General features: G+C 41.8%; 17 protein-coding genes. 10 read left to right on the top strand and 7 right to left on the bottom strand.

Translation table 11 applies throughout. The features are described from left to right. Window positions 1-98: 98 nt before the first annotated feature. Window positions 99-1,151, bottom strand: a complete 1,053-nt coding sequence (locus L4C37_RS04015) for an aldo/keto reductase (protein WP_429767947.1) — start codon at window positions 1,149-1,151, stop codon at window positions 99-101. Between the two features lie 344 nt (window positions 1,152-1,495). Beyond that, window positions 1,496-1,648 (bottom strand): hypothetical protein, encoded by a 153-nt coding sequence (locus tag L4C37_RS04010; RefSeq protein WP_167494040.1) that lies wholly within the window; start codon window positions 1,646-1,648, stop codon window positions 1,496-1,498. Window positions 1,649-1,965: 317 nt separating this feature from the next. Between L4C37_RS04010 and pepT the strand changes: the two genes are divergently transcribed. From pepT to L4C37_RS03995, 3 genes are all read left to right on the top strand, one after another. Beyond that, entirely contained in the window at window positions 1,966-3,216 is a 1,251-nt protein-coding gene (pepT, locus tag L4C37_RS04005) for a peptidase T (RefSeq protein ID WP_429767946.1), read from the top strand. Between the two features lie 138 nt (window positions 3,217-3,354). Then, window positions 3,355-3,822: a DM13 domain-containing protein gene (locus tag L4C37_RS04000; protein ID WP_137373780.1), complete on the top strand. Its 468-nt coding sequence runs from the start codon at window positions 3,355-3,357 to the stop codon at window positions 3,820-3,822. Between the two features lie 132 nt (window positions 3,823-3,954). Continuing rightward, window positions 3,955-4,803 (top strand): mechanosensitive ion channel family protein, encoded by an 849-nt coding sequence (locus L4C37_RS03995; RefSeq protein WP_429767945.1) that lies wholly within the window; start codon window positions 3,955-3,957, stop codon window positions 4,801-4,803. A gap of 96 nt (window positions 4,804-4,899) precedes the next feature. Here L4C37_RS03995 and L4C37_RS03990 read toward each other — a convergent pair whose 3' ends face one another. After that, window positions 4,900-5,343 (bottom strand): dCMP deaminase family protein, encoded by a 444-nt coding sequence (locus L4C37_RS03990; protein WP_137373782.1) that lies wholly within the window; start codon window positions 5,341-5,343, stop codon window positions 4,900-4,902. A 231-nt stretch (window positions 5,344-5,574) separates the two neighbouring features. On the opposite strand from L4C37_RS03990, the gene L4C37_RS03985 reads away from it, so the two are divergent. The 3 genes from L4C37_RS03985 (at window position 5,575) to L4C37_RS03975 (ending at window position 10,851) form a co-directional block, all read left to right on the top strand. Next, window positions 5,575-6,705 (top strand): efflux RND transporter periplasmic adaptor subunit, encoded by a 1,131-nt coding sequence (locus L4C37_RS03985; RefSeq protein WP_273295606.1) that lies wholly within the window; start codon window positions 5,575-5,577, stop codon window positions 6,703-6,705. 15 nt (window positions 6,706-6,720) lie between these two features. Then, window positions 6,721-9,873, top strand: a complete 3,153-nt coding sequence (locus L4C37_RS03980) for an efflux RND transporter permease subunit (RefSeq protein ID WP_429767944.1) — start codon at window positions 6,721-6,723, stop codon at window positions 9,871-9,873. 285 nt (window positions 9,874-10,158) lie between these two features. Further along, window positions 10,159-10,851, top strand: coding sequence for a MaoC family dehydratase (locus tag L4C37_RS03975; RefSeq protein ID WP_429767943.1), 693 nt, complete (start codon window positions 10,159-10,161; stop codon window positions 10,849-10,851). A gap of 106 nt (window positions 10,852-10,957) precedes the next feature. Here the strand turns inward: L4C37_RS03975 and L4C37_RS03970 are convergent, their stop codons facing one another. Continuing rightward, on the bottom strand, window positions 10,958-11,773 hold the full coding sequence (locus L4C37_RS03970) for a phosphate ABC transporter substrate-binding protein (RefSeq protein WP_429767942.1): 816 nt from the start codon (window positions 11,771-11,773) through the stop codon (window positions 10,958-10,960). Between the two features lie 221 nt (window positions 11,774-11,994). Between L4C37_RS03970 and L4C37_RS03965 the strand changes: the two genes are divergently transcribed. Beyond that, window positions 11,995-12,351, top strand: coding sequence for a DUF3024 domain-containing protein (locus tag L4C37_RS03965; RefSeq protein WP_273295611.1), 357 nt, complete (start codon window positions 11,995-11,997; stop codon window positions 12,349-12,351). 32 nt (window positions 12,352-12,383) lie between these two features. Here the strand turns inward: L4C37_RS03965 and L4C37_RS03960 are convergent, their stop codons facing one another. Continuing rightward, on the bottom strand, window positions 12,384-13,196 hold the full coding sequence (locus L4C37_RS03960) for a helix-turn-helix domain-containing protein (protein WP_137373788.1): 813 nt from the start codon (window positions 13,194-13,196) through the stop codon (window positions 12,384-12,386). A 95-nt stretch (window positions 13,197-13,291) separates the two neighbouring features. Beyond that, a complete protein-coding gene (rnb, locus tag L4C37_RS03955; RefSeq protein ID WP_429767941.1) occupies window positions 13,292-15,286 on the bottom strand; it encodes an exoribonuclease II in 1,995 nt (664 codons plus the stop codon). 413 nt (window positions 15,287-15,699) lie between these two features. Between rnb and L4C37_RS03950 the strand changes: the two genes are divergently transcribed. Then, entirely contained in the window at window positions 15,700-17,688 is a 1,989-nt protein-coding gene (locus L4C37_RS03950) for a DEAD/DEAH box helicase (RefSeq protein ID WP_429767940.1), read from the top strand. Between the two features lie 448 nt (window positions 17,689-18,136). Next, window positions 18,137-19,330, top strand: a complete 1,194-nt coding sequence (locus L4C37_RS03945) for an acetate/propionate family kinase (protein ID WP_429767939.1) — start codon at window positions 18,137-18,139, stop codon at window positions 19,328-19,330. Window positions 19,331-19,437: 107 nt separating this feature from the next. Here the strand turns inward: L4C37_RS03945 and L4C37_RS03940 are convergent, their stop codons facing one another. Continuing rightward, entirely contained in the window at window positions 19,438-19,998 is a 561-nt protein-coding gene (locus tag L4C37_RS03940; protein ID WP_429767938.1) for a helix-turn-helix domain-containing protein, read from the bottom strand. Window positions 19,999-20,087: 89 nt separating this feature from the next. Here L4C37_RS03940 and L4C37_RS03935 point away from each other — a divergent pair, with 89 nt between their 5' ends. After that, window positions 20,088-21,278, top strand: coding sequence for a benzoate/H(+) symporter BenE family transporter (locus L4C37_RS03935; RefSeq protein WP_429767937.1), 1,191 nt, complete (start codon window positions 20,088-20,090; stop codon window positions 21,276-21,278). The last annotated feature ends 16 nt before the right edge of the window (window positions 21,279-21,294 follow it).

Here is a 21,294-nt window from a genome sequence, read left to right as displayed (position 1 = left end):
TCCACTAAAAAAGAAAAGCGTACAAAATAGCACGCTCTTACCTAACTTTACTTATCTAAGGTGATGCCGAACCGAGAAGGTTAAGCTCTACCGAGTGTTTAATATGGCACAGGGTAGCGCTTAAACACTGTGTTGATATCTGTGAGTATCTCTTCCGATAAAGGCTTACTGAATGCCGCAATATTCTCACGTAGTTGATCCATCGTTGTTGCACCTATGATTGTAGAAGTCACACCGTCGACTTGGTTACACCATGCAAGCGCTAATTGGCTTGGGGTATAGCCATGGGCTTTCGCGACTTCAACATAGCCTTTCACTGCTTCATTTGCCGCTTCGGTATCTCTGAAAATCCCTTTACGCTGCATATATGTCCATCGGCTTCCTTCTGGTCGTGCCCCATCAATATATTTACCACTTAGCATGCCCGCAGCTAAAGGAGACCAAGGAAGATAGGCTATGTCTTCATGGACACAGTTCTCAATTAGGTACGGCCAATCTTTAGTATGTAATAGACTGAATTCATTTTGTATAGACACCATACGTGGCAAGTCATGTTTATTGCTGAGTTTCAGATACGTATTAATGCCCCAAGTAGAATCATCTGATAAGCCACAGTGACGGATTTTTCCTGCTTTCATACAAGCCGAAAGTGCTTGAAGGATCTCTAGCATTTGAGCTTCATGTGCGTGTCGGTCTATGTCAGAAAATGAGATGTGATTTGGAGTATGCTTACCAAAATGTGGGGTCGTTCGGTTTGGCCAGTGAAGTTGATATAAATCGATGTAATCGGTTTGTAATCGCTTTAAAGAAGCATCCACAGCCGCGATTACCGCTTCGCCTGTAATTGGTCCACCATTTCTTACCCAAGGAAGACCAGGACCAGCAATCTTAGATGCAATAATGACTTCACTTCTTCGCTGAGGGTTTCTTGAAAGCCAATCGCCAATAATGGCTTCGGTTTTACCATAAGTGTCGGGCGATGGTGGAACTGCATACATTTCGGCGGTATCAATAAAGTTGATGCCTTGGCTTAAAGCAAACTCTATCTGCTGATCCGCTTCTTTCTGGGTATTTTGAAGACCCCACGTCATGCTGCCTAGACAAATGCGTGATACAGAGAGTTGGCTGCTTCCTAGTGGTGAATAATCCATTCTATTTGGTTCCCATAAACGATATACCCCCAGCATTGGTTCAAATCTTACAGATAAGTGAACTGGAGTATTAAAAATGCATATACAAATAATTAACACAAAAAACAAAGGCAGGGTACGAAATATTAAATGGGTTTAAGTATTTATTAGGTATTAAGTAAATAAAAATCGCCTAAAGCCAATCGGTAGAATGGCTAAGAAAGTTCAAGAATTTTAAGGATAAGTTGGATAGTAGTGATTAAGAGGAGGTTGGACGTTAGTGACTAAGGAGAGGGAAGTAACCCTCTCATCGCATCATGCTATGAGAGGATTTAAGACTTATTTACGCTGACGTGCTTGAAATATTAAGCATCGTTTGAAGAGTCAAACCCACCTTGGATTTGTGCCTGCTTCAAAGCTTCTTGGCGTTGGATCTCTTTATCTGTATCAGTATCGGTTAGTTGAACCGAATCCTCAGAATGTTGAGGAACTAAAACATAGTATTTATTGATAGTCATAACGAACCCTCATGTAACGGTATACGAATCATGCAGGAGTTGAAAAATGTGATCATCATCCACTTTGTGTTTTTTTTAGGCTGAGATAGAGGGCGTAGATATTGTCATGATCATCCTGATTTATTCGTCTGTTGCTGTATTGCTGACGTTCACCTCTTCATTGAGTATAGGTATCTCGAGGGAATCAGTAAAAAACTGATTTAGAGCAAAAACTTAAGGTTTTAGGGGCGTAAGATAAATTTTCTTTTTGCTGGTGGCACATAACTAAAATTAATAACCAGTGAATGTTCCTTCTATATTCCAAAGTGAGATTAATCATGGACAATCTTGTTGAACGTTTCCTTCGCTACGTTACTTTTGATACTAAATCGGACCCATCTAATCCACATTGCCCGAGTTCTTCTGGACAATTGGTCTTTGCAGATGCGCTTAAATTAGAGTTAGAAACTCTAGGTTTATCGAATGTATCTCTAGATGCTAACGGATATCTGATGGCTTTCTTGCCTTCTAATGTTGATTACCCAGTACCTGCAATCGGCTTTGTTGCTCATATGGATACCGCGCCGGATGCATCTGGTAAAAATGTGTCACCACAAGTCATTAAAGACTATCAAGGAGGAGATATCCTTCTTGGTTCGAGCGGTGAAAAACTCACTCCTGAACAATACCCAGATCTTAACACATTGCATGGTCATGACTTGATCACTACAGATGGTACAACCTTGCTAGGCGCTGATAATAAAGCTGGTATCGCTGAAATCCTTACTGCTGTTGCATACCTGATCGCTCATCCTGAACTCAAACATGGTGATATCTGCATTGGTTTTACTCCGGATGAAGAAATAGGGCGCGGTGCTAACTTATTCGATGTTGAGAAGTTTGGTGCAGAGTGGGCTTACACCATTGATGGTGGACCAGTAGGCGAGTTGGAATTTGAAAACTTTAATGCGACCAGTGCTGATGTGATTTGCCATGGAGTGAATGTTCACCCAGGGACTGCAAAAGATAAAATGGTTAACGCCATGAACATTGCGGCTCAATTTCAATTAATGATGCCAGCTGAAGAAACGCCTGAGTGTACTGAAGGCTATGAAGGCTTTTATCACCTCAAATCAGCAGAAATGGGCGTAGCACGATCTGAACTTGGTTATATTATTCGTGATTTTGAACGAGAAGGTGTAGAGGCGCGCAAAGCATTCATGCAAAACAAAGTTGATGAACTGAATGCTCGGTTAGAAAAAGGTCGAGTTGAGTTGGTGTTATCAGACAGCTACTACAACATGAAAGAAATGGTTGAACCGCATCAACATATTATTGACCTTGCCAAACAGGCGATGGTTGAGTGCGATGTAGAACCGATGATTAAACCAATTCGTGGTGGTACAGACGGAGCGCGCTTATCTTTTATGGGGTTACCTTGCCCGAATATATTTACTGGCGGTTACAACTTCCATGGCATCCATGAGTTCATCACTATTCAAGGTATGGAACAAGCTGTAAAAGTTATCGTCGCTTTATCGCAAAAAACGGCTTTGAGCTATCAACCACATTCGAGTGAGTATTCATAAAAACTGACAGCCATAAATCATAATATTTAGATATGGTAAGTAATTACGTATCGATAATTAATTGATATGAAACGCTTTCCCTTTTGAATTTTTTTCAGGAATCAATAATACTGAATAAAAGCAATAAGGGAGTAAGCGATGAAAAAGTTATTTTTACTTTGCACCCACTTAGCTGTGGGTGCTTTTGGTTTTGGGTTAGGTGTTTATGCTTTGCCAATACTAATCGAACCAGACTCTCCGTCTTCGGATTCAGTTCAAAGTATTAGTCAGCATGCTATCTACACTGGAGAGTTCAGTAAAGATAGGCAAGACAGTGATTTTCTACATTGGGGTGAGGGGGTCGTCTCTATTAGTGACAATGCTATTGCCTTTGAAGGTGAACTGGCTCCAGGACCTGACTATAGGCTCTATCTATCTCCAGTCTTCATAGAAACAGAACAGGCTTTTAATGACAGCAAGCAAGAAATGCTTCAAGTTGGAGAGGTGAAAACGTTTGATCGCTTTATGGTTGGTTTACCTGAAGATCTAGATCTTAATGCGTACAATACGGTTGTGATTTGGTGTGAAACTTTTGGGCAATTTATTACGTCTGCAAAGATAAAATGATAGCCTTGGCATAGCTATTTTTGTCATTAAAAAACGGTGTCATTAAAAACCTGTGTCATTACAAAATAGGCGCTTCTTTCTTGAGCGCTTTTTTAATGCGTCACTGCGTCGTAGAGCCAAATGGAGTTAATAATGGAAAAGTTGTGGCAAGTGTTTGATTTCTTACTCGCTCATAAGTTTATTTTTAGTGCGCTTATTATTGTCTTAATTTTGATAGTGCGAAGAGTCACCTTGTCTAAAATCCGAGGAGACGTAGCGTTCTTATCTGAAGAGCAGCGCAATTGGATGTCACGAACTAAAAACGGTACGTTTGCCATTATTGTTGTGACCTTATTCGTGTTATGGAAGTCAGAAATTAGCGAGTTTGCTCTATCTGTTACTGCGATTGCTGTTGCCATTGTTGTCGCTTCTAAAGAGATTATCTTGTGTTTTACTGGCTCAATTCAACGTGCAAGTTCTCGCTCATTTCGTATTGGTGATTGGATTGAAGTAGGGAAAATCAGCGGTGAAGTGATTGAACACAACCTAATGGCCACGGTTATTCAGGAAATAGACCTTTACCACGGGCAATATCATTTCACAGGTAAAACAGCGACCTTACCTAATAGTATGTTTTTTACTTACCCAGTAAAGAATCTTAACTTCATGAAGCGCTATGTTTACCATGACTTTTCTATTGTGGTGAATAATTTTGTAAACCTTTATCCGATGATTCCAGATTTGATTGAAAAAATTGAAGCTCACAGTGAAGAGTTCATCGAGGTTGCACGGCGTTATAACAGTGTTATTGAAAGACATGCTGGCGTTGATCTACCTGGTTCAGAGCCGCATATTCATATTACCAGTGGTGCCACGGGCGAGCAGGTTATGCATTTCATGATTTTCTGTCCCACGGAGCAGGCCTCTCACTTAGAGCAAGATATCCGTAAAGACTTTATGGAAGCCTATTCTTTGGCATTCCCAGAGAAAGAAAACGGATAAAGGATTATAAAAAAGCCGAGCATTGGAATTTCAATGCTCGGCTTTTTCTTTCGTTATTCGTAATGTCGAAGTAGAGAAGCTATTACTCCAATCGAATTAATCTAGTTCGTTTAAAGGTAGCCAATCAACAGTCACACCTGCTTGTTCAAACATATCTTGGCTGACTTTAATCTTATCCCCCCAGCGAGATAAGAAATCTTCACTCTGCTCTGGGCAATGTACGGCAGATATGCCCGTTTGGATGATCTTTGCGGCGCAATTTGGGCAAGGGAAATGAGTAACCCAGATTTCACAGCTGTCTAAATCTCGTTTAGCAAAAAGGATCGCATTTTCTTCAGCGTGAAGTGTTTTTAAATATTTCATTTCACGATCATCAGTATCCGCACTGTCTGATACACCGTGTGGGTAGCCGTTGAAGCCGACTGACACAATACGGTTGTGCTTAGTGATTACGGCACCAACCTGAGTAGATGGGTCTTTACTCCATGAGCCTACAAGCTCGGCCATCTGGTAAAATCGCTTAGCCCATTTAGAAATCATCGGTGTTTCCTCAATACTGAATTTAAATTATTTGTTAGCTACATATTCAATCATACCTTAAGGAAAATGATTACGTTAGTTAATTGGCGGTAACTGCCTTGTTATTATTCATCTTTGTTAATAGTTAGAAACACTTTAAAATGTGATTTCTGATATTACTCGGACATTTATACGCAACACGTTAATTAAATTAAGTAATTATTCCTGTTCCTTATTTTTATCGGTATTCATATGCGTAAAAAGATTCTATTCACCGTCATTGCAAGCTCGTTGATTCTTGCTGGTTGTGGAGACAACTCCACACAAAATAAGCAAGCGCCTTTACCCCTAGTGGTTACGCAAGATGTTAATGTTATTTCTCACCAACAAAGCAAATCTTATGTTGGGCGTATTGAAGCGGTTGAAGATACAGCAATTACAGCCCAAGTCTCAGGGTATCTACAAGGTCGCCATTTCAACGAAGGTCAAATGGTAGAAAAAGGGCAGTTACTTTATACGATTGAACCTTCATCATTTGAAGCTCAAGTCGCGAGTGCGAAAGCATCTGTAGCTCAAGCTAAAGCTTCACTAAAGAAAGCTGAGTTGGATTACAAACGAGGTGAGAACTTGCTACCGAAAGGAAGTATTTCTCAGTCTGAATTTGATTCATTAACTGCCGGATTGCTTGGAGCTCAGGCTCAACTTGAATCTAGTCAAGCACAGCTAAATTTGGCAAATGTTAACCTTTCTCATACCAAAATTACGGCACCGTTCTCAGGTCGAATTAGCGACACTAAAGTAAGCCAAGGTGATTTACTTTCTCCTTCTTCTGGCGCATTAACCACGTTGGTAAGCTTAGACCCCATCCATGCTTCATTTAGTATCAGCGAGCGTGAACGCCTGAATCTAGGGCTAGACCAGATCGAAGGTGATGGCTCTTCCGAGTCGAGTGGCGTTGAAGTTGAGATCATCTTAGAAAATGGGTCAGCCTACGAACACTTAGGACAACTAGATTTTTTAGGAAACCGAATTGACCTGAATACTGGCACATTAGCAATGCGTGCAATTACAGAAAACCCTAATCAACAGCTTCTACCTGGGCAACACGTTCGTGTGAACTTACGTGATAAGCAGCCAATTGAAGCGATGACTGTACCGCGCAGAGCCGTTCAAACGGACTTAGAGGGTAACTTTGTGATGGTGGTTATTGAAGGCGAGTCTGGGTTAATAGCTGAACGCCGCAATATTGAAATGGGTCATCAAGTCGAAGGTGGAGTTATTGCTTCTGGTTTAACTCCAGACGATGTAGTGATTACACAAGGGCTGCAACGAGTGCGTAATGGTATGCCTGTGCGAGAGCAACAGCCAGTTTCAGACAAATAAAAAGTAGGCTGAATTATGTTAAGTCGTTTCTTTATTCAAAGACCTAAATTCGCACTGGTTATTTCAATCATATTGACTTTAGCCGGTGCTATTTCGTTAGCAATTTTACCTGTTGCTGAGTACCCCAAGATTAGCCCTCCTTCGGTTAGTGTTTCTGCATTTTATACAGGTGCAAGTGCGGAAGTTGTTGAGCAAGCCATAGCGGACCCCATAGAAACCTCAGTAAATGGCGTTGAAGATATGATCTATATGTCTTCAAAAAGTGCTAATGATGGTTCTTATAACTTGAACGTGACGTTTGATGTGGGCACTGACCCAGATATGGCACAAGTCAACGTTCAAAACCGTGTTGCTCAGATCGAATCTAAGCTACCGCAAGAAGTGCGCATGGTCGGCGTGACAGTGAAAAAGCGCTCACCCGACTTATTGATGGTTCTCAACTTCTATTCACCAAATGGTGAGTATGACGATAAGTTCTTAATCAACTACGTTAACTTGAACATTAAAGACCAACTGGCTCGTGTAACCGGGATCAGTGAAGTGAATGTTTTGGGTGGTGGTGAATACGCGATGCGTGTTTGGCTAGATCCCGAGAAAATGGCGAACCTTAAGCTAACGACTTCTGACGTCTATTCAGCTCTTGCTGAACAAAATGTCCAAGTTGCTGCCGGCCGAATTGGTGCTGCTCCCTATAGCAACCCACAAGAAGTGCAATTTAACCTAGTAACAAAAGGACGCTTAGAGAGCGCTAGCGAGTTTGAAAATGTAGTACTGCGAGCTGATCATGATGGTTCAACGGTTTATTTGAAAGATGTTGCGAGAGTGGAATTGGGTAAAAAATTCTATGATGGCAATGGTAAATACCGTGGACAAGATGCGTCTATCGTAACCTTATCACTTCAGTCGGATGCAAATGCACTGGAAAGTGGTAAAGCGGTGATGGAAACACTTGAAAGGTTGGGTGAGAACTTTCCTGAAGGTGTGGCTTATGAATCCAGCTACGATACAACTTTGTTTGTTGCGGAGTCGATTAAAGGGGTTGTTAAGACGCTTATAGAAGCGATTCTACTTGTTATTGCGGTGACTTACCTTTTCTTAGGTAGTGCTCGCGCCACTCTAATTCCAGTTGTTGCTATACCTGTATCCTTGATTGGTACGTTTGCCATTATGCAAATGACAGGTTTCACCATAAATACCGTCACTTTATTCGGCTTAATTTTGGCGATCGGTATAGTTGTTGATGATGCCATTTTGGTTATTGAAAACGTTGACACCACAATGGCGAAAGATCCGACCATTTCACCGCGTAAAGCTACTCTAATTGCGATGAAAGAAGTGACGGGTCCGATTGTTACATCAACTCTAGTATTGCTGGCTGTGTTTATCCCGGTTGCGATGTTGCCTGGTATTACGGGTATCATGTATCGACAATTCGCATTAACGATTTGTATCGCGGTTGTGATCTCTTCTATTAACGCATTGACGTTATCTCCAGCTCTATGTTCACTCGTGTTGAAGCAAGGCGGTGGAAATACATCAAAATGGTATGCCACATTTAACCGTGGGTTAGATAAAGTAACGACCAAGTATGGTCAGGTTGCTGGCTTTTTGGTTAAGAAAAGTATCCTACTCGTGACTTTCTTCTTCGTTGCATTGCTTGCGGTCACTTATTTTGCGAAGACCACTTCAACAGCATTTGTACCACAAGAAGATAAAGGTATTTTACTGGTTAATGTTCAGTTGCCTGATGCTGCTTCTCTGTCTCGTACAGAGGAAGTGACGGAGCAATTGCTTAAAATGGTGGAAGAAGAGCCTGGTGTTGATGGTGCGACGCTTGTAAATGGCTATGCATTCATGACAGGAGCTTCAGCATCGAACGGTGCATCGTTGTTCATTAAGCTACATGATTGGGAGACGAGGAACGGTTTAGACGGTGAGCATGCCGCTCAAGCTATTTCTTCAAGAATTAATAGACGAGCTGCAACAGAACTCCCTGAAGCGATTGTTTTTGCCATGGGACCTCCAGCCGTGCCAGGTATGGGTGCCGCTTCTGGGTTTGAGTTTGTTCTAGAAGATACGCTTGGTAGAAGCCGTAGTGATTTAGCTATGGTGATGGGTGATGTGATTCAAGAAGCAAATAAGCAGCCTGAAATTGCACAAACATTTAGTACTTTCCGTGCCAATGTACCTCATTACTATGTCGATATTGATCGAGAGAAAGCGCAACAGTTAGGTATCCCGTTGTCGTCTATCTTCCAAACGCTTCAAGGTAACTTAGGTTCATTATATGTGAATGACTTTACCATGTTCGGTAAAAATTTCCGTGTGACGATGCAAGCTGACAGTGAACATCGAAGCAGCATGGATGATTTACAACGTTTCCACGTACGCTCTTCAAGTGGTGAGATGATTCCACTGAGTACATTAGTGACTTACGATCAAATTTTTGAACCAGATGTAGCGTGGCGATATAACATGTATCGCAGTACTGTTATTCAAGGGCAACCAGCAGCAGGTTACTCCAGTGGCGATGCTATTGCTGCAATGGAACGAGTAGCTGCAGAAGTGCTTCCTCAGGGTTACCAGTATGAGTGGACTGGTATGGCTTATCAGGAAGTGCTAGCAGGTAACCAAGCGATTTTTGCTTTTGCTTTGGCGCTAATATTTATCTACTTGTTTATGGTTGCTCAATATGAAAGTTGGACAATTCCACTTGCGATTATACTCGTGGTACCTGTTGCAACTCTCGGTTCATTCCTTGCGCTGAATATAACGGGAACACCGCTGAACCTTTATGCTCAAATTGGTCTCGTCTTGTTGATAGCCTTGGCGGCGAAAAACGCGATTCTTATCGTTGAATTTGCAAAAGTTGAACGTGAAGAAAAAGACATTCCAATTGATGACGCTGCAGTCAAAGGAGGTACCTTACGTTTCCGAGCTGTGAACATGACATCGTGGTCGTTTATTCTAGGTATTTTCCCGCTGATTTTTGCATCTGGTGCGGGGCATGTGAGTCAAAACTCCCTGGGTATTTCACTTATCGGTGGTTTACTTTGTGTGTTACTCGCCGGTACATGTTTAATTCCAGGTTTCTACGCTTTTGTGCAACGTAAGCGAGAAAAAGCACATGGTGGCAATACTAAGTTAGTTGCTCTAGACGATGAGTAATAACTTGTAAGGTCATAACTAAAAGGCTTGACGTAATGTTAAGCCTTTATTATTCGTTTAAAGAATAATAAGTCATAAATAAAGAATTATTCGTTCTTAAAAAATAGAGCTAAAACTTTAATGACAGCATTGTAATAAAATGGTGTTTTATTGTTATCTTGTTGATTTTTAATTATTAATAAGGTTTGAGCTAACAGGTGTAGGCTCGAAAGTGTTTGCAGATTAGTGTGAAGTGCTTCAAAATTACAACGTTATATTAGAGTATATTTTTCTACTGAGGTTCTTATGAAGGTCATTGATTTACTTAAACATAGAGGCGACAGTTTTTCTGCACAGCACTCAGAGTTTATGCAATGGATGTCTCCTACTCTAAAAGAGTATTGGGGTGACTTCATGAACCGCACGCAAAATAGTCACTTCTTTGCTTGGGTTCGTGATCATCATAAGCCTGCAGTCAATGAACCTGATATTCAGATTGAAGTACCTGTAGAAAAACCGATCGAACTCAAACCAGAAGCGCAGGCTGTGTTTAACAAGTTAAGCGAGCAAATTGGTAAGGTTATCCATACTGGTGGTTGGATGAACGTTAGCCAAGAACGCATCGATCAGTTTGGGCAAGTAACGGAAGACATGCAGTGGATCCACACTGATCCAAGCAAAGCTGAAACTGACTCTCCTTTTAAGACGACTATCGCTCATGGTTTTCTAACGTTATCTTTGCTTCCAAAATTGACAGATAGCGTTGACCCTGAAAACTCTCAATTCCCGACAGCTAAAATGGTGGTAAACCTTGGTTTGAACCAAGTTCGCTTTCCTTACCCTGTGAAATCAGGTAATAACGTACGAGCAAAGAGTACGCTATTGAAAGTGACACCAATTAAGAAAGGTTTAGAGATTGAACGTGAGATTAAGGTAGAAATTGAAGGTATTCGACGCCCTGGTTGTGTTGTCGTTTCAGTGATTCAATTGCACTTTTAAACTTGTGTCATAACACATTATTAAAACGAAAAGGGAGAGCACATTGCTCTCCCTTTTTTATTCGCTACCGTTTATGTCTTAAAGCTAAATGACTTTTCGTTCAGCCTTATTTAACTTTCGTATAGCCATACTCTTCAATTAAACTTTGACCTTCAGGTGACTTCACATAGTTAATAAAACTTAGACTCTCTTTTGATAATGCTTCTTTACGATGCAATATTAAGAATGGGCGAGCGAGTTCGTAAGTGTGGTTCGCTATGTTTTTAGAACTTGGAGTGATACCTTCGAAAGTGATGGCTTTAATTGAGCGGTCGATTGACCCAACAGAAACGAAGCCAATGGCGTGAGGGTTATGGTTAACAATGGTTTTCACCATACTGTTACCGTTAACGACAAGGTTATTTGGGTTGATATCGGATACTAATCGATCGTTAATAATTCTAGTGAGCCCCATTAAGCTTTCAAAACTGTAACGAGAGCCAGAAGATGCTTCACGAGTGACCACTGCAATAGCCTGGTCTGCACCACCGACTTGCTTCCAATTTGTTATATTGCCTTTGTATATGTCGAAAAGTTGCTTTCTAGAGATGTTGTTTACGCTGTTTGAACGGTTAACAACCACCGCTAGTCCATCGAAGGCAATTGGAAAAACATCCAGTTTCTCACCTTGTTCTCGCTCAGTTAAATAACGAGAGCTCATCCCTAAATCTGATACACCTTTTGTCACCATAGTAATACCGGCAGTTGAACCTATACCTTGTACCGCGATGAAATTATTTGGGTGAGTTTTATTATACTCTTCCGCTAGTACGTCCATAACTCTAGCAACAGAAGTTGAACCTGAGATATTGGTTTCTTGAGCAAGAATGACCTGAGAAGACAGGGCAAGGGTTAAGAGAGAAGCAAGTGCAACTCGTAACATAAACAACTCCTAGTAATATTATTTTCGACTATCATAGGGGGCTTATATGACATTTTTGTGAAGCAATAAAACCTCTCTTGTTAATGGATTGCTGCGAGGGAAGTCGTAGTATTAATGTAAGGATGGTTCTAAACTAAACAAAGTTGCCTTGCTCGTTTTCGTTACGGGAATAAGCCATCTCTATAGGTTCGCTATAGTAAATTTATCGGTGCGAGGTCTTTATGTCTGTAGTTAAAATGGAAATAGGTCGGTTACTCGCTGGTGCTGAGCGAGTTTGCCATTCGAGGAATACTAGTTTACCTGTTGCGCTCGGGAAGTCTCTTTTTGAACCTTGTCTGAATGGTGCTGTTTTTTCAAAAGCGCATTATTTACTGGATTCTTCGCACTGCGATTATACCAACGAAGTTGCCAAAGTTGTTTTTGAAGAAGCCAACCAGATTTGGTTATTATTTATGCCGATGGATAAGGGGCAAGTGGACTTAAAGTGGGGACCTTATCCATTCTTACCTCAATGCCATGACATTGATATTATTCTTCAAGAAATAGAAAAAGATCCTCATGCCTACTTTTGGGGGTAACATCTCTTACCCGCTAGCTACATAGTTCTTAGTTAGGTATTAAATTTATTTTCTACTTTAACCCTGAAATCCTTTGGGGTTTGCCCATGGAAATTTTTAAATGCTGTACTAAAGTGAGCTGCACTTTTAAAGCCAGATTCATAAGCAATTTGCGTGATGGATTTATTTGTCGTTCTCAAGTGAGTTGCGGCATGGCTAATTCTTTTTACCTTTAATAAACTCGAAAATGACAAATTCTCTGCAGATAAACGTCGTTTAAGGGTTGCAGGTGACATGCCCATATAGTCGGCTAATGAGTCGAGAGTAATATCGTTATCTATGTTTTGTTCGATATAGCGAATGACTTTTTGGGTAACAGTTAATTGAGCAGCGTTTGCTATGATGGCAAGTGAAGCTGGTTGTTCTTCAACGATTAATGAAAGTAAGGCTGTTGCGAGTTTCGCTAAGGCAAAATCATTGGGTTGTTCTAATTCTGCTAACGTTAACATCAGCTCTTTCAGCTGGTGAATATTGACGTTGCTTTTATTGAACTTGATGTATTCTTTAGAGGGTCTTGGTATTTCAATTTCAGAATATTGGCTTAGGAAACTTTGGAAAATCGATAGATCGAAATCTAAGCACATTCCTGAGAATTCACCTCGTTCTGTATTGATAACGATATCTTGAATTTCCCCTGAGGTGTAGAGGGCAAAATCTCCCGAGTTAAGGCTTCCGTTTACTCCATGCGCAAGAGAAAAAGATATGCTGCCTTTAGTGACAAGGAATAAACCATTCTTAGATGCTGGATAGCGTTCTTTTCTTCTGTGAATGAAATTGGTAAATCGACTGATTGTGATAGATGGCATACGGATACTTCTTTTACAGTTGAAAGCGACAATATGACGATTTATTTTTAATAATAAAAAAGGCGCTATAAAGCGCCTTTTAAAGTGTTTCTCAGTTAACTCTCGCTTGGTTCTTTACTCGGCTGTTCAGCAAAAACTTGCGTTGGTTTTGCTACCAAGTTGCGATTCTCTAGGTTCACATCTGAGAGAACAATTTCTAATACGTCTCCCAGTCTGTATACCATCTCTTTATCAATAGATACAGTACCCATGTCACTATTACATTCAATTCTTTCTTTATTATCAATAATGAGAGAGCCTGGGATAAATGCAGCGGCACCATTTTCTAGCAAGCGAACGCGCATGCCCGCACGATTAATATCAAATATTTCAGCTTGGAAACGAGTTTCTTCCTTAGGCGCATTAACTAGAGTTCGCGCGTATAACCAATCACCGACGTTACGCTCTGCCATTCCATGGTAGCGGCGATGAAGTGCAAGCTCATCACCAATCGTTTCGTCTGGTGTTTGAATTGGCTCTTTACCTAATATGTGTGCTTTAAGCATACGGTGGTTGATCATATCGCCATATTTACGAATTGGTGATGTCCAAGTTGCGTAGATATCTAAGCCCATAGCAAAGTGTGGTAAAGGCTCGTTGCTGATTTCACTGTACGCTTGGAATTTGCGAATACGATTATCGTAGTAGTTAGTGTCCAGAGTACCTAACCAGCGGCGAAGTGAAGCAAAACCTTCTAGAGAAATGATCTCTTCAGCCGTAAATGGGGTTTCAGCTTCAGGGTTTACTAGCTCTAGTACATCAGCTACTTTTTCCGACTTGAAACCAGAGTGGCAGTTAAACACGCCTTGTCCGAAGCTTTCTTTTAATACACGGCCAGCACAAATGTTAGCGCTGATCATTGCTTCTTCTACTAACTTATTCGCACTACGACGCATATCTGCGTGAATAGCGATAACGTCGTTGTCTTCGCTTAATTCAAAGCGGTAATCAGGGCGGTCTGGGAAAACAACGGCATTGGCTTGTCGCCATGCTGAACGAGCTTTAGCGAACTCATGCAAATCCTTAACGATTACTGCAATCTCTTCACTTGGCTGCCATTTTTCAGAAGTCCCATTCTCTAACCAATCTGATACATGACTGTATGCGAGGCGGGCATGAGATTTAATATTTGCAGCAAAGAAATTAATGTCATCGCCAATCACGCCGTCTTTTGAAACGGTAACAGTACAGCAAAGAGCAGGGCGCTCTTCGTTTTCAATAAGTGAACACAAGTTATCGGCAAGATCACGAGGCAGCATCGGAATGTTTCGGCCTGGAAGATAAATAGTAAAACCACGCTTGCGGGCGACCTTATCCATTTCATCATCAGGAGAGATGTAAGCCGTAGGGTCGGCAATCGCGATGGTTAATTCAAAATCGCCGTTATCTTTCTTCTTCGCATATAAGGCGTCATCCATATCTTTGGTGCTTTCACCATCAATGGTCACAAACGGAATATGAGTCATGTCTACGCGTTGAAGGTCGACATCATCGTTGACTTGCCAGTTATCAATGCCTTCAGGTTCACTGTTAGGCAGATCGTTTTGCGCAAGTGTTACCCACCATGGAGCAATCTTGTCGTCGGCGTCGGTAATTTTCTCAGAAATCTGCGCTAAGAAACCATCATCACCTTTAAGAGGGTGGTTTACTATATGAGCTACAACCCAATCGCCCTCTTTAAGAAGTTCAGGGTTTAAGCCTTTTTTAGCTTTAGCCTTTAACTGAAGCTTTTTAAGCTGTGGGTGATCTGGAACAACGTTCAATCGACCTTTAAATAGCTTTATACGAGCGATGAATCGGGTCAAACCTTGCTCAATCAACTCTTCTGGCTCAGCGATTTCACGTTCCTTTTCAGTACGTATAATTGCAACGACCTTATCGCCGTGCACACATTTCTTCATATATGGCGGCGGGATAAAGTAGCTAGCCTTACTGTCGACTTCTAGAAAACCAAAGCCTTTTTCAGTAGCTTTAATCGTGCCTTCCTTTTTAGGAAGTGTTTCTTGGATTTGCTGTTTAAGTTGAGCGAGTAGAGGATTATCTTGAAACATTTGACTTTTATCTTACGAGAATAATTCTGCACACTATAATCATTGCGAGAGCCGATTACTACTTAAAGCCAATAAAGGCCTTTGAATAAAGTACATGCTGAATCATATGGTCGAGTATTTGTAGAATTGATGTTTCAAATCCATAAATAAAGGAGGTGACGCGATATTCATCAAAATTTGACGATATGATAGACAGTTTATCGAGGAAACAGAAAAATATGTGATGTATTTCAATTTTTTCTGGATTTTTTTATGCATTTAAGGAATAATCCGCCTCCCTTAGACGTCCCTAACGGCTTGATGCGTTTTATTACTGTTTCGCAACTGAACGGAATCAGTATCTGATTGGATCAGTATTGGAATTGGTAGAGCACCTGGGACCTTTTGTTTACTTATATGATAGTGGGATCCCAATGTCCGAATCTGTAATTCAATTTAATGAATTAGCCCTTAACGAAAACATCCTTTCAGCACTTGATAGCATGGGTTTCGTCTCTCCAACTCCAATCCAAGCGGCAGCTATTCCTCTTCTTCTAGAAGGCCGTGATGCTTTAGGTAAAGCACAAACAGGTACTGGTAAAACAGCAGCGTTCTCTCTACCGCTACTGAACAAAATCAACCTAAACCAACATAAACCACAAGCAATTATCATGGCTCCTACTCGTGAGCTAGCGATTCAAGTTGCTGCGGAAATCAAAAACCTAGGCCGTGATGTTAAAGGCCTTAAAGTTCTTGAAATCTATGGTGGTGCTTCAATTGTTGACCAAATGCGTGCTTTAAGCCGTGGTGCTCACATTGTTGTTGGTACTCCAGGTCGTGTTAAAGACTTACTAACTCGTGACCGCCTACACCTAGATGAAGCACACACATTTGTTCTTGATGAAGCAGATGAAATGCTAAAAATGGGTTTTGTGGATGACGTTACTTGGATTCTTGAGCAAGCTCCAGAAACTGCACAACGCGTACTTTTCTCTGCAACTATGCCACCAATGGTTAAGACTATTGTTGACCGTTACCTACGTAACCCTGCACGAGTTGACGTTGCTGGTACTAACCACACTGTTGATAAAGTAGCGCAAAACTTCTGGGTTGTTAAAGGCGTAGAAAAAGACGAAGCAATGTCTCGTCTTCTAGAAACTGAAGAAACTGACGCATCAATCGTATTCGTACGTACTCGTCAAGATACTGAGCGTCTAGCTGATTGGCTATCTGCACGTGGCTTCAAAGCTGCTGCTCTGCACGGTGATATTCCTCAGTCTCTACGTGAGCGCACTGTTGATCACATCAAACAAGGTGTTATCGACATTCTAGTTGCAACTGACGTTGTTGCTCGTGGTCTTGATGTTCCACGTATCACTCACGTTTTCAACTACGACATCCCATTCGATGTTGAATCTTACATCCACCGTATTGGTCGTACTGGCCGTGCTGGACGTAAAGGTAAAGCGATTCTACTAGTTCGCACAAACCAAATTCGCATGCTTCGCACTATCGAGCGCGTAACTAAGTCATCTATGGAAGAAATTCAACTTCCTCTACGTGACCAAGTTGCTGCTGCACGTGTTGCTAAGCTTGGCGCTGAACTTGAAACTGAGAAAGAAAGCAAAGCACTAGAAAACTTCGCAGGTCTTATCTCTACTCTTCAAGAGTCTCTAGAAGTTGATGCGGCTACTCTAGCTGCAATGCTTCTTAAGCGTCAGCAAGGTAAGAGCCCACTATTCTACGTTGGCGAAGACCCAATGATCGCTGCTATTGAGCGTGATAAGAACCGTCGCAAAGAGCGTCGTGAAGATCGTGACAACGGCCGTGACGGTGGTGGTCGCAACTTCAATACTCAAGATTGGGATACTTACCAACTACAAGTTGGTCGTGAGCAAGGTGTTCAGGTTAAAGATATCGTTGGTGCATTAGCAAACGAACTTGGCCTAACTAAAGGTTCTATCGGTGCTATCAAGCTAGACCAAGGTTCTACTTACGTTCAACTGCCTAAAGCAATGAACTCTGAGACTGCTGGTAAGCTAAGCAAACTTCGCATTCGTCAAAAAGAAGCTGGCGCTGTAGTTGTTGATTTCAACGACTTCCGTGAGCCTCGTCGTGGCGGCGGCGGTCGTGATGGCAACCGTGGTGGCGGTCGTGGCGGTCGTGATAGTGGCGGCTACCGTGGTAACCGTGAAGGCGGTAACCGCGAAGGTGGCAACCGTGAAGGCGGCCGTGGTGGATACCGTGGCAACCGTGATGGTGCACGTGATGGTAATTCAGCTGGTGGTCGTGATGGTGAGCGTCGTTTTGACCGCAACCGTGGCGGTGATCACCGTGGAAACCACCGTGGCGAACGTGGTCATGGTAATGCAGCAGGCAATGGCGGCAACCGTGGTCGTCGTCCAGAGCGTAGCGAAGGTTAATCAACCTATAGCTTTAGGTTGAAGCTTCCAAGTTGAGTATTTATAAACTAAATGCTTACAAGCGAATAGCCTAAACAGTGAATTTGAAAGCCGAGCGATTGCTCGGCTTTTTTGTATCTGTAGTTAATTGTTTGGTAAAAACACCGATGAAAGCGAATGCTTTCCTAGTGCCACGCTTATTTTTTCTTACTTGAGCCAATAAATTATCTTCTAAAATAAATTTTAAAAGTCACCCCCACTTTTGATTAAACTCGAATAAATCATTCAACTATTTTTTAATTTCCTAGTCGAATAAATACAATTTATGACTTAGATCAAGTTAAATGCTGGATAAATGGATTTTAAGTAAAACAAAAGTTGAAAGATTCAAAAATTATTGAATAATGAACATAACTAAAATTGAAGTGAAAACTTCATTAAATTCGTACTGAAACAGGATCCATATCCAATGTCTAATTCGTTCGTTCTGGTTATCAACTCTGGTAGTTCTTCTCTTAAATTCGCAGTTATCGACTCTGTTAGCGGTGATGCAATTGTCAGTGGTCTTGGGGAGTGTTTTGGCTTACCAGAAGCGGTAATTAGCTGGAAGCATAACGGTGAGAAAGTTGAGGAGTCGATTGACCAACCTGACAACCACCACCAGCATGCAATTAATCGAATTGTAGCGTTAATGGATTCACTAGGCTTTACTGCCGACCTAGTGGCTATTGGTCACCGAATTGTTCACGGTGGCGAGAAATTTACTTCAACTGTTCGTATCACTGAAACAGTAACGGCTGAAATTGAAAAGTTAGCCGATCTTGCACCACTGCATAACCCAGCAGGAGCTATTGGCATTCGTGCTGCTATGGCGGCTTTCCCGTCTTTACCTCAGTTTGCTGTATTTGATACTGCTTTCCACCAAACAATGCCAGAAAAAGCATTTACAGGTGCTATCTCGAATGAGCTTTACACTGAGTATGGAATTCGTCGTTACGGTTTCCATGGTACAAGCCATTACTTTGTAAGCCGTGAAGCTGCAAAAATGCTTAACAAGCCAGTTGAAGAATCGAGCTTCATTTCAGTTCACCTTGGTAACGGTGCTTCAGTATGTGCTATAAGCAATGGTCAAAGTGTCGATACCTCTATGGGTTTCACTCCTCTATCTGGTTTGATGATGGGCACTCGCTGTGGTGACTTAGATCCAGGCATCATCGAATTCTTAATGAAGAAAGGTTGGAGCCAAGAAAAAGTATTTGATGCTTTGAATAAGAAATCTGGCTTCCTTGGTGTATCTGGTATCACTTCTGACGCTCGTGGCGTGCTAGAAGCGATGGAAGAAGGGCATGAAGGTGCTAAGCTTGCATTTGAAGTCTTCACTTACCGTGTGGCTAAATACATTGGTTCTTACATGATCCCATTAGACCACCTTGATGCAGTTATCTTTACTGGTGGTATCGGTGAAAACTCATTACCGATCCGTAGTGAAATACTGCGTAACCTTAAGTTACTTGGCTTTGTTGAAGATGAAAAAGGCAATGCAGACGCACGATTTGGCGCATCTGGCATTGTAGCTAAATCAGAGCTTCTAGGTGCTGTGGCTATGGTTATCCCAACCAACGAAGAATTTGTAATTGCCCAACAGTCGGTAGAGCTACTGTAGCCTAAGTGGTAATTAACATTATTAGAAAGCGAGCCTAGTGCTCGCTTTTTTGTTTTCGGGGTAAGGAAGGCGCTTTATATTGTAAGAAGCAAAATCTGAGTCTTTGCTTACTTTTCTGGGTAGTGAATAACATTATGAAACACGGCATTTTCCTTACCAATGTTCTTGTAACCATGTATTTGGTTAGCATTGAAGCGTACGGCTTGCCCTGCAAGTAATGTATGCCATTCATCATCAAACAGTACCGATATTTCACCAGAAATACAGAGGATGTGTTCAGTTACGCCCATGTTATGCGGGTCAGACTCGTGCTGATAATTGGGCGCGAGGGTTAGCTCGAATATCTCAAATCCGAGCGCCTGTTCAAAGGGAAATAACAAGCTTACGAAGAAACCAGTATTGTACTCTTCACGCCTTAGCTCATTTGCATCTCGGAACATACTGGTGAGCTCATTGTTAGAAGTGCCAGTGATAAAGCTAGAAAATGACACCTCGAACCCCGACGCTATTTGCCATAGTTTTGCTACCGTCGGGCTCGATTCTCCCCGCTCGATCTGCCCAAGCATGGCTTTACTAACCCCGGTGGCTTTCGCTGTTTTATCTAAACTCCACCCTTTTTCTTTACGAAGGGTCTTTAAATTATCGCCAACTTTTATTTCTCTGTGCATATTATTCTCAATAAATAACTTGTGCGCTATAACGCACAAATGCTAAGTTGTTTGTATGGACGTTATAACGCACATAGGAATGAATTAATATGATGAAGATAAAATTTTCCCATATCAGTACCGGCTTTATTGCGGTGTTTATAGGCTATGCGAGTGCTGCTGCGATAATTTTTCAAGCTGCGATGAGTGCTGGCTCAACCAACGAGCAGGTCGCTTCATGGTTTTGGGCGTTAGGGGTTGGTATGGGAATAACCACTATATTGCTCTCGTTACACTACAAGAAGCCTATCGTTACAGCGTGGTCCACTCCTGGCGCGGCATTGTTAATTACATCGCTTGAGGGGCTGACAATGAATCAGGCAGTTGCCGTGTTCTTGTTTAGTTCTTTGTTAATTACGTTAGTAGGTTTAGCTGGGATATTTGAAAGAGCGCTAAAACAAATACCAACGTCGATAGCATCGGCAATGTTAGCGGGTATTTTACTGCAATTCGGATTGGGCTTGTTCACATCGGTCATGGAAGAGGGACTAATTATCTTTGTTATGCTGGCCATTTATATGGTTGCAAGGGTTCGGCTTGGAAACTTATTGATCCCCAGTATTTTCATCGTCGCTTTAATAATGTGTATCGGGATGGGAAAGCTAGATGTAAGTGCAGTGACGATGGGCTTAACCGTTCCCGTATTCATCGCTCCAGATTTCGAGTTTTTCTCATTGGTGAGTGTTGGGATACCGCTGTTTATCGTTACTATGGCTTCTCAGAATTTACCGGGATTTACTGTATTGAAAGCGAATGGCTACCAAGTTGGTTCGTCCAAAATTATCACAACAACAGGCGTTACAGGTCTATTGTTAGCGCCATTTGGTGGCTTTGCTTTTAACCTTGCGGCGATAACTGGCGCAATTTGCATGGGACCAAATGCGGATGAAAATCCTAAGACACGCTACATAGCAGGAATTTTTATGGGTGTGTTTTACCTTTTAGCAGGGGTGATGGGGATGTCATTTGTTTCTTTATTTAGTTCGGTTCCTGAGGCGGTTGTTATTGCTATTGCTGGTCTTGCGGTGATGCCGACCTTAATGAACTGTTTAGCGGTATCTATGGCAGATAGCCAATGCCGCGAGCCAGCACTGTTTACATTTCTAGTCACAGCCTCTGGTGTCAATTTACTGGGGATAGGCAGTGCTTTTTGGGGACTATGTGTAGGGATGGTTTGCTATTGGCTATACCATCACAAGGTTAGCGAGATAAAAGTAAAAGACACTTCGTCGACTCAATAACAGGTACCGCCTAAAA

Origin of the sequence: Vibrio kagoshimensis (assembly GCF_050337535.1) — a bacterium.
Taxonomy (GTDB): Bacteria; Pseudomonadota; Gammaproteobacteria; order Enterobacterales; family Vibrionaceae; genus Vibrio; species Vibrio gallaecicus.
Note: the sequence above shows the minus strand (reverse complement) of the source record. Positions and strands in the feature narration are given on the sequence as shown.

What these genes read in the sequence shown, in the direction of transcription:
- L4C37_RS03935 (WP_429767937.1), top strand. Translation starts at nt 20,088, where the DNA reads ATGATGAAGATAAAATTTTCCCATATCAGTACCGGCTTTATTGCGGTG.
- L4C37_RS03985 (WP_273295606.1), top strand. Translation starts at nt 5,575, where the DNA reads ATGCGTAAAAAGATTCTATTCACCGTCATTGCAAGCTCGTTGATTCTT.
- L4C37_RS04000 (WP_137373780.1), top strand. Translation starts at nt 3,355, where the DNA reads ATGAAAAAGTTATTTTTACTTTGCACCCACTTAGCTGTGGGTGCTTTT.
- L4C37_RS03960 (WP_137373788.1), bottom strand. Translation starts at nt 13,196, where the DNA reads ATGCCATCTATCACAATCAGTCGATTTACCAATTTCATTCACAGAAGA.
- L4C37_RS03970 (WP_429767942.1), bottom strand. Translation starts at nt 11,773, where the DNA reads ATGTTACGAGTTGCACTTGCTTCTCTCTTAACCCTTGCCCTGTCTTCT.
- L4C37_RS03950 (WP_429767940.1), top strand. Translation starts at nt 15,700, where the DNA reads ATGTCCGAATCTGTAATTCAATTTAATGAATTAGCCCTTAACGAAAAC.
- L4C37_RS03995 (WP_429767945.1), top strand. Translation starts at nt 3,955, where the DNA reads ATGGAAAAGTTGTGGCAAGTGTTTGATTTCTTACTCGCTCATAAGTTT.
- L4C37_RS03980 (WP_429767944.1), top strand. Translation starts at nt 6,721, where the DNA reads ATGTTAAGTCGTTTCTTTATTCAAAGACCTAAATTCGCACTGGTTATT.
- L4C37_RS03965 (WP_273295611.1), top strand. Translation starts at nt 11,995, where the DNA reads ATGTCTGTAGTTAAAATGGAAATAGGTCGGTTACTCGCTGGTGCTGAG.
- L4C37_RS03990 (WP_137373782.1), bottom strand. Translation starts at nt 5,343, where the DNA reads ATGATTTCTAAATGGGCTAAGCGATTTTACCAGATGGCCGAGCTTGTA.
- L4C37_RS03975 (WP_429767943.1), top strand. Translation starts at nt 10,159, where the DNA reads ATGAAGGTCATTGATTTACTTAAACATAGAGGCGACAGTTTTTCTGCA.
- rnb (WP_429767941.1), bottom strand. Translation starts at nt 15,286, where the DNA reads ATGTTTCAAGATAATCCTCTACTCGCTCAACTTAAACAGCAAATCCAA.
- L4C37_RS03945 (WP_429767939.1), top strand. Translation starts at nt 18,137, where the DNA reads ATGTCTAATTCGTTCGTTCTGGTTATCAACTCTGGTAGTTCTTCTCTT.
- L4C37_RS04010 (WP_167494040.1), bottom strand. Translation starts at nt 1,648, where the DNA reads ATGACTATCAATAAATACTATGTTTTAGTTCCTCAACATTCTGAGGAT.
- L4C37_RS04015 (WP_429767947.1), bottom strand. Translation starts at nt 1,151, where the DNA reads ATGGATTATTCACCACTAGGAAGCAGCCAACTCTCTGTATCACGCATT.
- L4C37_RS03940 (WP_429767938.1), bottom strand. Translation starts at nt 19,998, where the DNA reads ATGCACAGAGAAATAAAAGTTGGCGATAATTTAAAGACCCTTCGTAAA.
- pepT (WP_429767946.1), top strand. Translation starts at nt 1,966, where the DNA reads ATGGACAATCTTGTTGAACGTTTCCTTCGCTACGTTACTTTTGATACT.